Source organism: Aestuariirhabdus litorea (assembly GCF_003864255.1).
GTDB classification, from domain to species: Bacteria; Pseudomonadota; Gammaproteobacteria; order Pseudomonadales; family Aestuariirhabdaceae; genus Aestuariirhabdus; species Aestuariirhabdus litorea.
Genome location: NZ_QWEZ01000001.1, coordinates 114,033 through 128,494, shown reverse-complemented (window position 1 = coordinate 128,494; position 14,462 = coordinate 114,033). Strand labels below are relative to the sequence as shown.

Here is a 14,462-nt window from a genome sequence, read left to right as displayed (position 1 = left end):
GGTGCACCCTACGGTCATTGTTTTAACCCCTGGGAAAAAAATGAAAACTTGGTTATCAAATCCAACCCGGATCAATAGCTAAAGCAAAAAGCACGCCACCTATAAGAACGCGAAAATAAAAACAAAATACCTTTTATTAACAATAATTTAATAAACATACCCTGTAATGACAGCCGAAGAGATCAAGTAAGTCAGTTTCCACTTTTAGACCAAAGCATGGATACTTCGCTACCACCCAAGTAAAGGCACAGGGGGAATTAAACGCCAGTGACGGGCGGGGCGAGTGGCTCATTCATGAAGGCGCACAGGAATGGGGGGAGGGGAAGAACCCCTAACGGTCGGCGCCCCAATGGAACCCGCTATACAGAAGGACGGCTGACATGCCCTGCGATCCGGTCAATGGACGGTGCAGGCCATACAGGGGTCGAAGGAGCGCACAATGTGCTGCACCGCCACCGGATTTTCTCCATCCAGCGCCCGCACCGGGGCATCGCGCAGGGCCTGCTCGAGGGCGCCGGGCTGCCCGTTGGCATCCCGTGGCGAGAAGTTCCAGCTGGTGGGGGCGATGATCTGGTAGTGGTCGATGAGGCCGTTGCGCACACGCATCCAGTGTCCCAGGCTGCCCCGCGCCGCCTCCACCATACCCACCGCTTCACCCTCCTGGGGCGCCGAGAGGCCGGCCCGGAAAAAGGGCTCGTTGGGCACCAGGGCGTCGGCCCAGTCTTCCATCGCCAGCAGCAGGCGCGCCATCTCCCACAGACGCATCACCACCCGGCTGTGAACATTGGCCCCCTCCGTGGCATTCAGGTCCAGCGCCAGCGGGTTACCATCCACCAGCTGCCGCGCCAGCGCCCCCACCTCCACCACCTGTCCGTCCAGCCGCGGTGCCTTGCACCAGCTGTAGGCGGAGGCGCGGTCAGCCAGGGGCTGGGTCTCCCCGTTGCGGGGGTGCAACGGCGGCGCGGGGCGCATCCAGCTGTGACTGACATCCTCGGCGATGGCCTCGGTATCCAGCACCTTAAGCGCGTCGCTGAAGAGGCCGCTGGAAAACAGGTGCGCCCCCGCCTGCGGATAGGCGCCGTAGCTCATAAAGCGCCCACCCCCTTTGCCCAGTGCCGACAGACCGAGCCGTTCGGATAGGTCGAGAAAGCGCCCCATATCGCTGGCGGCCACGGCCGGGGATTGGGACCAGCGCTGCAGCTGCCCGGCACTGTCCAGTTCAACCAGCGCTTCGAGGGGGGCACCGAAGGTCACCTTCTCCAGAAAGGCGCGGAAACGTCGCAGGATGGAGAGCAGGCGCAGGCGCTCCCCTGCATCGACAGAGCGGGTGGTCCCGCCCGGCTGGATCGCCAGGCTATGGGGCCATTTGCCCGCCAGCAGGCCGATCAGGTGCAGCAACTCGGCACGGGCGCGCAGGGCTTCCGCCGCGGCCTCCCCCTCGAGCGCGCGGAAACGACCGGCCGCCTCCCCGTACCAGGGCTCGTCCCGGTAGGCAGGGTTGGCGAAGTCGGGCATAAAAAACAGGTAGAAATGGGTGAGCAGATCGGCCAGGTTCTCGCAGCCGTGGATCAGGTTGGTGGCCAGTTCGCCGTTGGGGGGCGGCGTGGCCCCGCTGAGGATGGCCAGTGCCGACGCCGCCGCCACCGACTGCGAAACCGAACAGATGCCGCAGATCCGCGGGGTGATCACCAGCGCATCCTGGGGTTTACGTCCCACCAGCATCCGCTCGAAACCGCGGTACATCTGCGACGACACCCGCGCCTCCCGCACCCGGTTGTCCTCTATCTGTAAGCGCAGCTCCAGGTTGCCCTCGACCCGACTAAAGGGACCAATAATTCGTTGACTCACAGTTGCTACCGCTTCTTTTTGGTGTAGATCTTGGGGGCCACCAGCTTGTGGTCAGCCACCGCGTTTTCCCTGAGGCGCGCCGGGGTGGCCGCCTTCGACAGCGAGGAGAGCGCCACGAACCAGGCCTTGGGCATATCGGTGGGCAGGCCGATCGGGATGCCCGCCACCTTGGGGGTACTGAGAAAGCTGTAGCCCGGCTCTTCGAACTCAGGGGCCGTACAGTTGATGCAGGCATAGCCACCGCGGGTGCAGGAGCCCTCGCCGTTCCACAGGCGAATATTGCAGTCCCCATGGGCCTGGGTCGCCATGCACCCCAGATGCTCCATCAGGCAACCCAGCTGGGAGTGTTGCTGGGCGCTGGCCTTGTATTCGTAGTATTCGTTGCGAGGGCAGCCGTGGTGCACCAGGTGGTCGCTGAAGAGCCGGGGGCGCCCCAGGGCATCGAGCTCCTCCGGCACCATCTCCCCCCGCACCAGGCTCATCATCGTCTCCAGCACCCACTGGGGATGGATCGGGCAGCCGGATATATTAATCACCGGCAGCCCCCCTGCGGAGCGGTAATCGGCCCCCAGCACGCCACCGAGGCGTTCACCCTCGTACTGCAGGCCACTGACATCGGAGGGGTTCCCCCCGCTGGCACTGACCCCGCCGTAGGCGGCGCAGCTGCCCACCGCCAGGGTATAACGGGCACGGCCCGCAAGGGCTTTGACCCAGCTCAACATCGAACGGTCGGTGCCGGCCAAGCGGCTAAAGTTGCCGCTACCATGGGGCCCCCGGGCAATGGCCCCCTCCACACAGAGCAGATCCAGTGGCTGCTCGCCCGTTTCGAGGCGCTGCAGCAGGTCGCGCACCGAGGCACCACTGGCCTCGCTCAGGGCCGGGTGCCACAGCAGCTCAATCCCCTGCCAGCGCAGCTGATCAAACAGGGGCGGTGACTCCGCACACAACAGGGACATGGTGCAGCCACCGCAACCGCAGGCCTGCAACCACAAGAGGGTAAAGGTTTTCATCGCTTCGCCTCCGGCAGGGGCAGCTTCAGGGTGAAGATTGCTCCCCCCTGGGGGTGGTTCTCCGCCTGCAGATCACCGCCGTGCTCCACTGCAAAGTTATAACTCAGGGCCAGCCCCAGTCCGGTCCCCTTGCCGATCTCCTTGGTGGTAAAGAACGGCTCAAACAGGTGGGGCAGGTCCGTCTCCGCGATGCCGGAGCCGTTATCCCGCACCCGGCACAGTGCCTGCTCCCCTTCCAGCTCCAGCAGCACCTCAATACTCGGTTGCTCGACGGACTCCACCGCATCCAGGGCGTTTTGCAGCAGGTTCATCAACAACTGCTGGATATGACCCGCATGCCCCTCCAGGGTCAGGCTGGGTGGCGCCTCCAGGCTAACCCTGGCCACCCCCTCACGCTCACTGGTCACCCAGCGAATCGCGGTCTCGACCACGTGCACCAGGTCAAAGGGGGCTGTCTCCTGCCCCTGGCCCGCAGAGAACTGGCGCAGGTCCGATACAATATCTCGCACCCGCTCCACCCCCTCCATGGAGCCGTCGAGCAGGTTAGGCAGGTCCGCCACCAGGCGGTCGATCCTGAGGCTCTCCCGTAGACGTGCCATCTCCTCGGGCTGGGGATTCTCCCTGAGGGCGGCAAAAAACTGCTGCAGTCGCTTGCCGTAACCCGCCAGAGCGTGGGTGTTGCCGTAGACAAAACTGATGGGATTGTTGAGCTCGTGGGCTACGCCGGCGACCAGCCGCCCCAGGGAGGCCATCTTCTCGGAATTCACCAGCTGCTGCTGGGCCAGCATGAGCTCGGCGTGACTGCGGTTCAGCTCGTCGTAGGCGCGCCTGAGCTCGCCCACGTGGCGGCCGATCAGCACCATACCATCGAGCCGCTCCCGGTTGTCGGTGCGACGGGCGCAGTTGATCGACAACGGCACCCGACCATAACGCCCCTTGATATTGAGCTCGCAGTCGTAGACCGGTGCCACCGGCGCCCTGGACAGCAGATCGCGCAAGGCGTTACGGGACTCATCGCAGAACAACTCGACCACCTCACGCCCCAGCAGAGACTCCTCGCTGAGCCCTGTGAGAGAGATCAACGCACGGTTAACCTGGCAAACACGCAGCTGCTCGTCGCAGACAATCAGCAGGTCGGTCATCGCGGTTTGCACACTGCTGATAAACTGGTAGGCGCTTTCGAGCTCGGCGTTCTTCTGCTCCAGCTCCACTTGATGGCTGATCAGCTGGGAGTAGACCTGCTCCATCTTCTCGATCACCTCCAGCCAGGCATCCTCGGTCGCCGCACTGGTGACGCCCCCCAGCACCGGGCACAGCCTCTCCTTGCTGCCCACCGTCTCCAGCGGGGCTGGCGATTCGACGCCTCTGTGTTTGCCGCTGACCATGTCCGTTTCCTGCTGTTATGGCGTTCTCGAAACCCGATCGGCTATGATAGCACCGACGACAAGGGGAGGTGTGCTGACGCCCGTGCGGAGCCGACACCTCCGGTCTCTTCCTAAAAAAACAGAGGTACATTATGAACCGAACCATCGGGATACTGCTACTGACGCTCTCCAGCGTCTTTTTCATCAGCGCCTGCTCGCCGGAAGTGGGGTCCGAAGCCTGGTGTAAAGAGCTCAAGGAGAAGCCCAAGGGGGACTGGAGCGCCAACGAGGCAGCCGACTACACCAAGCACTGCGTGTTCTGACGTGCCCCCCTGCCCCGTCCGCCGGGGCAGGGGAGCACCCTGAGGGCGATCTCTGGTTACCGCCTCACCACCCGCCCACTACCGACTCAACACTTACTTGCTCACCTGCAACATGTAACGCGCTACGGCCTGGCGCACCTCCATATCGAGATAATCCTGGGGCGGCATCTCCGGATAATCGGGGCGACGTTTAACCGGCCTGGTGATGAAATCCACTATACCCTGAGGGTTGTTCTGGTAGGAACGCTGTATCTCCGTCACCTTGGGGCCGATCAGGCGGATATCGTAGGCGTGGCACCCAGCGCAGATGGCATAGTAGGCCAGCTTGCCCTTGTCCTCCATGGTGATGGAGCGCGGCTCGACCGGCTCATCCAGCAGGTAGGAGACCACCTCCGCCGTCCCCCCCGGCGCACACACCCCGTAATCCGACAGCCCCGCCGTGCGATAGCGCTGGCGATCGTGAATGCAGCTCTCAGGATCGGCTTTGGTATCGAGGATATCCGGGCCGCGGCTGTCGAACACCAGCTGGGTCGCCGCAAAGGCCACCACCTCGGCGATCGGTTCGGCACCGTTATCCAGCATCAGGTTGTCGTAGATACGGATGCGCTCCGGATTGGGGTCGGACTCGGGATCGCTCGGCAGATTCTCGGCGAAGGTCATATCGCTGATGATGATGCCGGCGTTTTTGTTGCCGGTGATCAGGTTCCCCTCAATCATAACGTCGTCCGCCGCCATGATGATAATACCGGTGCCAGCGGGCACATTGGCGACGATGGAACCCGGCTCGGCGAAGTTAGGGATGTTGTTGTTAACGATGAAATTGTCGCGAATGATCACATCATTGGTGGTTTTGATCGGCAACCCCGGGGTGATAAAGGCAAGAATGCCGCCGGTGTTGTCGTGGGCGTAGTTGCCCTCCACCACCGCATGGCGGCTATTTTCGATCTCGATGCCGGCAACGTTGCCGTACACCTCGTTGCTGGAGACATGGATGTTGTCACACATGCCCACGTAGATAGCCGCATCCTTGATACCCGTGAGGATGTTCTGGTCAATAAAACCGTTGCGCCCGTACTGGGGGAAGATGCCGTAGACGCCGGTATCGATCACCCAGTTGTTGCGGATCACGAAGTTGTTGCCGGCCTGCCCCATGATGCCGTTGCCCTTGTAGCGGGTTATCTTCAGGTTTTCGATGAGGATGCCGTTGCCGGAATAGAGAATGGCGTCATTACGGGTCCCCTCACCGTCCAGGGTGGGCCACTGTCCCGACTCGATCACCCCGCTGAGGGTGATGCTGTCCTTATCGATATAGACCGTCTCATGGTAGGTGCCGGGGTAGATGATCAGCCGGTCTCCGGGCTGGGCAGCGTTGATCGCCTCCTGAATCGATGCCCCCTCGCGGACCTCGACCACCTGGCCCTGGGGACGAGCTGCCAGTAGCCGCTCAACCTGCTGACCGACCGTCTTAAGCTCGGTAGTGGCAGCCGCAGAGCGCTCCACCTGAACCACCATCGGTGGTGCCGTCTGCGCCATTCTTCCGGCCAAGTGGCCGGCGGCAAAAATAGCCAGCGCTACACCGGCGATGGTCCAGCGTGTCGATCGTTTCATGGGGTCTCTCCCGCTTGCAGGGCAAGCTCATTTTTATTGTGCACCGGCGCCAACCCCGAGGGCAGACGATCCGGTGCGTCAGGTTTAAAGCGCTCGTCGGTGAGGGCTTTCATAAAATCCACCAGCCGCTCCAGCTCACGGTCGCTCAGCTCTGGCTCCCAGATGTGCCAGTGCAGGTAGAGTTCGCGCCCCTCGGGCACCGCGTGGCCTCGCCCCTTGGTGTAGAACTCGGCGGCCTCAAACAGGGTCTCGAAGCGACCCGAATGCATGTAGGGGGCGGTCAGCTCAATGTTGCGCAGGCTGGGCACCTTAAAGCCACCGGCCAGGCTCGGGTCACCGGTGGGCACCGCCGCCCCCTCATCGAAGGACAACCCCTCGGGTTCGGGGGTGCCGATCACGGCGATCTCCTGATTGCTGAATAGCGGCGGAGTGTGGCACTCGGCGCAACGGGCCACGAAGGAGCGAAACACGTTCATGCCCTCGATTTCGCGGGCGTTCAGCGCCTCCTTGTAGCCATGGGCGTAGCGGTCATAGCGGCTGTTCAGCGACACCAGCGAAGACTGAAACGCCGCCAGTGCCCGGTAGAGACGATCCAGCGTGACCCCCTCATCACCACCAAAGGCCTCGCTGAACAGGCGCGGGTAGTCGCCCTCCTGAGTCAGTCTCCGCAACACCCCGTCGGGGGTGCTGCCCATCTCCTGGGGGCTGTAGAGAGGCCCCTCGGCCTGCTCCTCCAGGCTCGACGCACGCGCATCCCAGAACAGTCGTTTCATAAAGCCGACATTCCACAGCCCCGGCGCCGAGCGCCCCACTGCCTCACCCGTGACCCCGATGGAGCGGGCCCGGCCGTCGGCAAAGCCCTTGTCGGGGTGGTGGCAGCTGGCGCAGGAGAGGCTGGCATCGGCGGAGAGGATGGGATCAAAAAAGAGGTAGCGCCCGAGGTCGATCTGCTGGGGTGTGAAACCATCGCGCACGGCGGGTAGCGCCACCTTGAGGCCCCCCACCCCGGCCCCACGGGGGGAGTCATACTGCTGGTAGAGGGTTCTCAACAGACAACGGTTATCGCCGTCAAGCTCGAATCCCGGCGGGCACTGAGTACTGAGGATGATGGGGGATTCGGCGCCCATGCCCGTGACGGGGAGAAGGAGTGCGGCGCCCAGCAGCGCCGCCGTCGCTGCCACAGGGCGGAAAAGAGAGGTCATAGGCTCGCCTGCGTCTGTTATTCCGGGTGCATTCCGTATTTTATTTAGCACTATCGTGCACCCTATCAGCTCCCCCGACCGCCCTCAATACGCAATTGGGCCTCTGCGGGTTTTACCCGCCCGCCGGCTCCTCTATAGTGGCACAAGAATCATTGACCACTTCTGCGTGGAGCCCCCGTTGCCCCTTCCCCGAACCCGCTGGATACTGTTCCTGCTGCCGCTGCTACTCGCCATCGCAGCGATTGCCAGCGCCTGGCAGCTGAGCTGGCAGTGGGCGCTACAGGGGGAGGTAGTGCGCACCGCCAAGCAGCTTTCCCTGCACGCCCAGAGCATCGACAACGCCCTCGGCCAGTTCCGCTATATCGCGCTCGAGGCCGCCAACAATGAACAGGTCCAGCAGCTGCTGCACGCCCCCTCCTCCGCCCGCAGCAACCGCGCCAACCGCTCCCTCGAACTCTACAGCCGCCAGGCCGGCTCCAGCACCATCTTCGTGCTCGATGCCCAGGGGCAGGTGGTCGCCAGCTCCAACTGGAGCAGCAGCGACAGTCTGGTGGGGCAAAGCTATCGTGATCGCCCCTATTTCCAGCAGTCCCTGGAGGGCCAGGCCAGCAGTTTCTATGCCGCTGCGACCGAGGGGGAGCAGGCAGACTACTACTTCGCCTACCCAATTCGCAGCGGGGAGCAGCTGATCGGTGCCGCCGTGGTGCGTATTGATCTCACCCCCCTGCAGGAGCAGTGGGGGGAGAACGACAGCGAGCTGATGATCAGTGACGGCTATGGCGTGGTGGTGCTGGCCTCGCGCCCCCAGTGGCGTTACCGCTATCTCTACCCCCTGTTTGACTCCACCCTGCAGTTGCTGCGTAACCAGCGCATCTATGGGGATCGACAACTGCGCCCCTTCCACGCCAAGGTAAGCCGGCTCGATGGCGGCAGTGACCGCTTCCAGCTGGAGCTCGCTGACAGCTCGGCCGAGTTCCTGCGCCAGAGCTTCCACCTGCCCCAGCTCAACTGGACCATCCACTACCTGGCCAGCCTGACGCCCGTCTACGGCTTTGCCAACCGGGTGGCCTCCAGCGCTCTCATCGGCATCCTGCTGTTGGCGCTGGTGGCCGCGTTGGTGCGCGAGCGCCGCCTCAAGCGCGCTTCCCGAGCCCAGGCCCGTAACCTGCTGGAGCAGAGCGGTAAACGCCAGCAGGCGATCATCAACAACACCAACGTTGGCCTGATGCTGCTGAGCGCAGAGGGAGAGATCCGCTTCCTCAACCCCCAGAGCCATCGTATCCTCGGGCTGGGGGAGAGCTCTCGCCAAACCCTCCACTTTAACCAGCTGATCCCTGAGCCACGCTGGGAACAGGCAGTAGCGGTAGGGCCAGAAACGGCACCCACAGCTACCGTCCGCGAGCAGCCATTGCACTCCACCGAAACCTGGGTGAGCCGCGAGGATGGCAGCCGCGTTCCCCTGGCCATCTCCATCAGCGCCATCGACCTGCAGCCCGACGCCAGTTACCTGGTGACCCTGGTGGACATCAGCCGCCGTAAGGCGGCCGAGGAGCAGCTGCAGGGGGCCAAGGCGCTGCTCGAGCAGCGGGTTGAGGAGCGCACCCGCGAACTGCAGGAGGCCCAGCAGGAGCTGATCCAGGCCAGCAAGCTGGCGGCCCTGGGGGAGATGTCCACCTCCATTGCCCACGAGTTCAACCAGCCCCTGACGGCAATGCGTACCTACCTTGCCTCCAGCGAGCTGCTGCTCAAACAGGGAGACAGCGCCCGACTGGAGGACAACCTGCGCCTGCTGCGGGAGCTGACTGAGCGCACCAGCACCATCGCCACGCAGCTCAAAACCTACGCCTACAATCGTCCAACCGAGCGCAACCCGGTCAACCTGGTCAACGCCCTGCAACAGGTACTGCCGATGTTTCGCCAGAGCTTCGAGCAGCGTGGAGTTAAACTCAGCATACGCGCCCCCGAGGAACCCCTGCTGGTCGCTGCTGACTCGGGGCGTATCCAACTGGTGCTGACCAACCTGATCAAGAACGCCCTCGAGTCGATGGCCCACTGCGACCAACCTGAGCTACTGTGCGAATTTGTCCGCCAGCGGCAGCAGGCGACCATCCACATTAACGACAACGGAGGCGGCATTGAAGCCCGCCATCTCAACCGCCTGTTCGAGCCCTTTTTCACCACCAAGTCAATCGGTGAAGGGCTGGGGCTCGGGCTCTCGATCGTGGCGGGTTTCATCCGCGACCTCGACGGCTCGATCGACGCCCGCAACAACGACAACGGCGGCGCTACCTTCAGTATCCAACTGCCCCTTTATGACGCCAGGACACAAGATGCATCCATCGAAACCCATCATACTGGTTGATGACGAAGAGCTGGTGCTGCGCGCCAATGAACAATGGCTGCAGCTGGCCGGCTTCGAGACCGAGTGTTTCACCGACCCACGGCTCGCCCTGCAACGACTGCAATCCCCCTTCGAGGGGGTGCTGGTGAGCGACATCAAGATGCCCCACATGGACGGGCTGGAGCTGATGGAGCGCGCCCTTGCGCTCTGCCCGGAGCTACCGATTGTGCTGATTACCGCCCACGGCGATGTGGATATGGCGGTACGCTCGGTGCAGGCGGGGGCCTACGACTTTATCGAAAAACCCTTTGATCCCCAGCGGCTGGTGAAAACCCTGGAGCGCGCCCTCGATCAGCTGCGCCTGCGCTCCCAGAACCGGCAGCTGCGTGAGCGCCTGCGCGAACAAAGTGGTATTGGCGCCAAGCTGCTCGGGGTGAGCCCGGCCATGCGCCAACTGCACCAGGAGATCCTCGAGGTGTCCGCCCTCAACACCCACGTCGTGATCTACGGCGAAACCGGCAGCGGCAAGGAGCTGGTGGCCCAGAGCATCCACGAGTACGGCCAGCACCCCAACGCACCCTTCGTCGCCCTCAACTGCGCCGCCATCCCTGAGCCCCTGTTCGAGTCGGAGCTCTTTGGCCACGAGGCGGGGGCTTTCAGCGGCGCGGCCAGGCGACGCATCGGCAAGTTCGAGTTCGCCAACGGCGGCACCCTCTTTTTCGATGAGATCGAGAGCATGCCGTCCAACCTGCAGACCAAAGTGCTGCGCGCCATTCAGGAGCAGCGCATTGAGCGGCTGGGCTCCAACCAGACCATAGAACTCAATAACCGTATTCTCTCGGCGAGTAAGGTCAACCTGCAGGAGCAGGAGGATTTCCGCCAGGACCTCTACTACCGGCTGAATATCTCGGAGATCCATATCCCACCGCTGCGGGAGCGGGGCGAGGATATTCCGCTGCTGTTCAACCACTTTTGTGAACTCGCCGCCAGCGACAACAACCTGCCGCAGCGTACACTCGATGAGAATGACCAGGTGCTGCTGATGAGCCATCACTGGCCTGGCAACGTGAGGGAACTTCGTAATATTGCCACCCGCTTTGCGCTCGGAAAACGCAGCCTCCATGAGCTGCTGGCGCAAAAGCCCTCCACCTTCGACCCGCCCCAGCCCGCCTCTTACCAGCAATCCCTGGCGCAGAAGGTGAACCAGTACGAGTGCAGCCTGATCCAACAGAGCCTGCGCAAACACCAGGGCAATATTACCGAGGTGATGCGTGAGCTGGACCTGCCGCGCCGCACCCTTAACCAAAAGATGCAGAAATACGCCCTTAACCGCACCGATTACCTCCCCAGCAACGAGGAGTCAGCGTGAGTCCGGCCAGCCGCTTTATCCACCCGTGCCGGCGGTTCCTCCGACTCTCCCTGCTGGCACCGCTACTGCTGGGAAGCCTCGCCAGCCTCGCTGGCGAGCCGGAACGCACCTACCAGCTGGCCACGGCCTCCACCGGCGGTACCTACTACCCGGTGGGGGTCGCTATTGCCACCCTGACCAAGATTCGCCTGCAACCGCAAAAGGGGATCAGCCTCTGGGCGGTGAGCAGCGCCGGGTCGGCGGAAAATATCGAACAACTGGCCAGCAACCAGGCCCAGTTTGCTATCTTGCAGGGCCTCTACGGCGCCTGGGCCTGGAACGGCGATGGCGGCCTGGGGCAACGCCAGAGCCACCTGCGCTCGGTGAGCATGCTGTGGCAAAACGTCGAGCACTTTATCATCCGCGCCGATGCGGCCCACAGCGGCAGCATCGAGGATATCCATAACCTCTACCAGCGCCCCTTCTCCCTCGGCAAGGCGCAGTCCGGAACCGAAGGGTCTGGCCACCATATTCTGCGCAGCAACGGCATCGACAGTGACCGGCTACAGCTGCTCTCGATGGGCTACGGTACCAGTGCCAAGGCGCTGATCAACGGCGAGATCGACGGTATGAACGTGCCGGCGGGGGTGCCCGTAGCGGCCGTGAATGAGGTGTTTACCCGGCTCGGTAACCGGGTACGGTTGCTGGATTTTACCGACCAGCAGTTGGCGCGGGTTAACCAGCAGTACCAGCTCTGGAGCCGATACGTTATCCCGATTAACACCTACCCCGGGCAGGTGCGCCCGGTGCAGACCATCGCCCAGCCCAACTTCCTGGCAGTGCGGGCGGATGTGGACGAACAGGCGGTCTATGAGATTACCCGCACCCTCTACGAGAACCTGAGCTTCCTGCACGGTATCCATCCGGCCACCCGCGACATGGCACTGGACAAGGCGGTCGAGGGACTGCCCATGCCGCTGCATCCGGGGGCTGCCCGCTTCTACCGCGAACAGGGGCTGCTGATCCCTCCTCACCTGCTGCCCGGTCAGTAGCCTCAGCCTGTTTCGGCGTCCCGCTTAAACCAGGCCAGCAGCAAAGCGCCGGTGCCGGCCATCAGCAGGATCAGCCCCCAGAAGGTGAGCGGTCGATCAATGCGCTGGGCCGCAGGCTCCCACCAGAAGGCAAACAACAGCAACAGGTTTCCCACCACCAGCAGCAGCGACGCCCCGCCGCGCACCCACCGCCAGGCACCCAGAAGGGGAGCCAGGGTTACCATCGCCAGCCCCAGGTTCACCAGGCTGCCCAACAGCAGGTAGACATGGTTGGCCCGGTACATCATGCGCACCATCATGTTGCCCCCATAGAGGTCGGGGAAATTGCTGTTCATATAGGCACCACTAACGAGAAACAACAGCACCCCCATGGCACCGACCCACAGGTGCACCTTCTGCCACCCCCCCATAGACCCACTCCTGCGTTACCCTCTGACGATCTGCCCTACAGCGTAGCCCGTTCGGCGTCTACCTGCGCGGCCGAATCGGCTGCGCTACGCAACTCCACCGGGCTTGCTACACTGGGTGACAGACCACGAGGAGGTAACCCCCTGATGTTCGCCACCACCTTCACCGCCGCAGACGGCACCCGCTACCAGGACCACAAGCGATACAGCTGGTTTGTCTCCCTGCTGGTCCCCAGCCTTACCCTGCTGGGCCCGGCACTCTACCTCGCCAGTGGTCAAAGCTGGGTGCTCTGGATACCGGTTGCCTTCAACTACATGGTCATCCCCCTGCTCGACGCCCTGCTGGGAGAGGACACCAGCAACCCACCCGAGCAGGTAGTTCCGCTGCTGGAGAAGGACCCCTACTACCGCTATATCACCTACGCCCTGGTACCGCTGCTGTGGATCTTTTTTATCGCCGCGGCCTGGTTCGTGGGCACCCATGAGCTCCCCCTGCACGGGCTGATCGCCGTGGCGCTCACTACCGGCGGCGTGTGCGGCTACGGCCTCAATCTGGGCCATGAGATCGGCCACAAGCCGAGCCGGCTCGAGAAAAACCTGGCCAAAGTGGTGCTCTCTCTGGGGGGCTACGGCCACTTCACCCTGGAGCACAACCTCGGTCACCATCGCAATGTAGCCACCCCCGAAGACTCCGCATCCTCCCGCATGGGTGAGAGCATCTGGCGCTTTGCCCTGCGCGAACTGCCGGGGGGCTGGTTCCGCGCCTGGGCACTGGAGAGCGAACGGCTGGCCAAACGCGGTTACTCGCGCTGGTCTTACCGCAACGAAATACTGCAGCCGCTGGCGATCACCCTGGCACTGTACGCCACCCTGATCCTGCTGTTTGGCCCCATCATGATCCCCTTCCTGGCGATTACCGCCCTGTGGGGCGCCTTCCAGCTCACCTCCGCCAACTATGTAGAGCACTATGGGCTGCTGCGCCAGAAGCAGGAAAACGGTCGTTACGAGCGCTGCCAGCCGCACCACTCCTGGAACAGCAACCACCTGTTCTCCAACTGGGCCCTGTTCCACCTGCAACGCCATTCGGACCACCACGCCTACCCGGCCCGCCGTTTCCAGTCCCTGCGCCATTTCAGCAACCTGCCCGAGCTGCCCAATGGCTACTTCGGCATGTTCCTACTGGCCTATTTTCCCCCGCTCTGGTTCCGGGTGATGAATCCTCGCCTTGTTCGCTGGGCCGGCGGACAGGCCAGCCGCATCAACTTTGATCCTGCGCGGCGAGAGCAACTGATCCGCACCTACGGACTGACACCCTAGGCGGGTTTGCGGGCAACTCCACGGATGGAGGGACGTACCACCGCCGGCACCTTGCGCAGGCTTTGACGCTCCACCTGGGCGATCTCAAAACCGGCCTCGATCATCGCCTGCTCCGTGCAACGGGTGAGGTGACAGTTGCCCGCCAGCCGTTTCCAGACCGGCTCGATCCAGCGCTGCCAGCGGTGCCGGGAGCTACCCGCCTCTGCGGCAACGTGCTCCAGGAAAAACAGTTGCCCCCCCGGTTTGAGCACCCGGTAGATCTCGTGCAAGGTACCGCGCTGGTGCTGCACCGAACAGAGCACCAGGCTGGAGACGACTGCGTCCATCGACTCGTCCCCCACCTCCAGGCGCTCGCCGGCAAAATCCGCTACCGATGCCGTGAAAGGAAGGGTCGCGTTATCCACCCGCTGCGTCAGCAAAGCGCGCATACCGGGATCCGGCTCACACACCAGCAGTTCATCGAGGTGTGGCGGATAAAACTCCAGGCTGGCACCGGTTCCTGCGCCGATCTCCAGCACGCGCCCGCGGCAATCCGCCAGTAACGCCTGCCGCCACTCCCGCAGGCAAGCCTTCTCCGTTTCGCGCATGATGCGGTCATAGAAGATCGAAAACAGTCTGGACATACAATAACTCTCCTTTAAT

At 63.1% G+C, this 14,462-nt stretch carries 12 protein-coding genes; 5 read left to right on the top strand and 7 right to left on the bottom strand.

Annotated elements, in window-relative coordinates:
* Positions 1–396: 396 nt before the first annotated feature.
* Genes D0544_RS00595 through D0544_RS00585 form a run of 3 tightly spaced genes read right to left on the bottom strand, consistent with a single transcriptional unit; the run spans position 397 to position 4,243 of the window.
* Positions 397–1,848 carry a nickel-dependent hydrogenase large subunit gene (locus tag D0544_RS00595; RefSeq protein WP_125013829.1) on the bottom strand — a complete coding sequence of 484 codons (1,452 nt, stop codon included), beginning with the start codon at positions 1,846–1,848 and terminating at the stop codon, positions 397–399.
* A gap of 5 nt (positions 1,849–1,853) precedes the next feature.
* On the bottom strand, positions 1,854–2,858 hold the full coding sequence (locus tag D0544_RS00590) for an NADH-quinone oxidoreductase subunit B family protein (RefSeq protein ID WP_125013827.1): 1,005 nt from the start codon (positions 2,856–2,858) through the stop codon (positions 1,854–1,856).
* A complete protein-coding gene (locus D0544_RS00585) occupies positions 2,855–4,243 on the bottom strand; it encodes a sensor histidine kinase (RefSeq protein WP_125013825.1) in 1,389 nt (462 codons plus the stop codon). Before D0544_RS00585 ends, D0544_RS00590 begins: the two co-directional genes overlap by 4 nt.
* A gap of 131 nt (positions 4,244–4,374) precedes the next feature.
* Here D0544_RS00585 and D0544_RS00580 point away from each other — a divergent pair, with 131 nt between their 5' ends.
* Positions 4,375–4,545: a DUF3012 domain-containing protein gene (locus tag D0544_RS00580; RefSeq protein ID WP_125013823.1), complete on the top strand. Its 171-nt coding sequence runs from the start codon at positions 4,375–4,377 to the stop codon at positions 4,543–4,545.
* Between the two features lie 93 nt (positions 4,546–4,638).
* Here the strand turns inward: D0544_RS00580 and D0544_RS00575 are convergent, their stop codons facing one another.
* Positions 4,639–6,153: a parallel beta-helix domain-containing protein gene (locus D0544_RS00575; protein ID WP_243647215.1), complete on the bottom strand. Its 1,515-nt coding sequence runs from the start codon at positions 6,151–6,153 to the stop codon at positions 4,639–4,641.
* Positions 6,150–7,355 carry a cytochrome-c peroxidase gene (locus tag D0544_RS00570; protein ID WP_125013821.1) on the bottom strand — a complete coding sequence of 402 codons (1,206 nt, stop codon included), beginning with the start codon at positions 7,353–7,355 and terminating at the stop codon, positions 6,150–6,152. Before D0544_RS00570 ends, D0544_RS00575 begins: the two co-directional genes overlap by 4 nt.
* A gap of 178 nt (positions 7,356–7,533) precedes the next feature.
* On the opposite strand from D0544_RS00570, the gene D0544_RS00565 reads away from it, so the two are divergent.
* The 3 genes from D0544_RS00565 to D0544_RS00555 are packed head-to-tail and all read left to right on the top strand — an operon-like array spanning position 7,534 to position 12,096.
* Positions 7,534–9,717 carry a sensor histidine kinase gene (locus D0544_RS00565; protein ID WP_164880775.1) on the top strand — a complete coding sequence of 728 codons (2,184 nt, stop codon included), beginning with the start codon at positions 7,534–7,536 and terminating at the stop codon, positions 9,715–9,717.
* Entirely contained in the window at positions 9,686–11,065 is a 1,380-nt protein-coding gene (locus D0544_RS00560; protein WP_125013818.1) for a sigma-54-dependent transcriptional regulator, read from the top strand. Before D0544_RS00565 ends, D0544_RS00560 begins: the two co-directional genes overlap by 32 nt.
* The gene (locus D0544_RS00555) at positions 11,062–12,096 is read left to right on the top strand and encodes a TAXI family TRAP transporter solute-binding subunit (protein WP_243647214.1); all 1,035 of its coding nucleotides are present in this window, start codon (positions 11,062–11,064) and stop codon (positions 12,094–12,096) included. The genes D0544_RS00560 and D0544_RS00555 overlap by 4 nt, the downstream gene beginning before the upstream one ends.
* A gap of 2 nt (positions 12,097–12,098) precedes the next feature.
* On the opposite strand, the gene D0544_RS00550 is transcribed toward D0544_RS00555, so the two are convergent.
* Entirely contained in the window at positions 12,099–12,506 is a 408-nt protein-coding gene (locus D0544_RS00550) for a hypothetical protein (protein WP_125013816.1), read from the bottom strand.
* Positions 12,507–12,650: 144 nt separating this feature from the next.
* On the opposite strand from D0544_RS00550, the gene D0544_RS00545 reads away from it, so the two are divergent.
* Positions 12,651–13,820 (top strand): alkane 1-monooxygenase, encoded by a 1,170-nt coding sequence (locus tag D0544_RS00545; RefSeq protein ID WP_125013814.1) that lies wholly within the window; start codon positions 12,651–12,653, stop codon positions 13,818–13,820.
* Here the strand turns inward: D0544_RS00545 and D0544_RS00540 are convergent.
* Entirely contained in the window at positions 13,817–14,443 is a 627-nt protein-coding gene (locus D0544_RS00540; protein ID WP_125013812.1) for a class I SAM-dependent methyltransferase, read from the bottom strand. The two genes, D0544_RS00545 and D0544_RS00540, sit on opposite strands and share 4 nt — an antisense overlap.
* Positions 14,444–14,462: the final 19 nt, after the last annotated feature.

Excerpts from the sequence above, each read along its gene's own strand:
- D0544_RS00590 (WP_125013827.1), bottom strand. The coding sequence starts at position 2,858 with ATGAAAACCTTTACCCTCTTGTGGTTGCAGGCCTGCGGTTGCGGTGGC.
- D0544_RS00585 (WP_125013825.1), bottom strand. The coding sequence starts at position 4,243 with ATGGTCAGCGGCAAACACAGAGGCGTCGAATCGCCAGCCCCGCTGGAG.
- D0544_RS00580 (WP_125013823.1), top strand. The coding sequence starts at position 4,375 with ATGAACCGAACCATCGGGATACTGCTACTGACGCTCTCCAGCGTCTTT.
- D0544_RS00575 (WP_243647215.1), bottom strand. The coding sequence starts at position 6,153 with ATGAAACGATCGACACGCTGGACCATCGCCGGTGTAGCGCTGGCTATT.
- D0544_RS00570 (WP_125013821.1), bottom strand. The coding sequence starts at position 7,355 with ATGACCTCTCTTTTCCGCCCTGTGGCAGCGACGGCGGCGCTGCTGGGC.
- D0544_RS00560 (WP_125013818.1), top strand. The coding sequence starts at position 9,686 with ATGCATCCATCGAAACCCATCATACTGGTTGATGACGAAGAGCTGGTG.
- D0544_RS00550 (WP_125013816.1), bottom strand. The coding sequence starts at position 12,506 with ATGGGGGGGTGGCAGAAGGTGCACCTGTGGGTCGGTGCCATGGGGGTG.
- D0544_RS00545 (WP_125013814.1), top strand. The coding sequence starts at position 12,651 with ATGTTCGCCACCACCTTCACCGCCGCAGACGGCACCCGCTACCAGGAC.
- D0544_RS00540 (WP_125013812.1), bottom strand. The coding sequence starts at position 14,443 with ATGTCCAGACTGTTTTCGATCTTCTATGACCGCATCATGCGCGAAACG.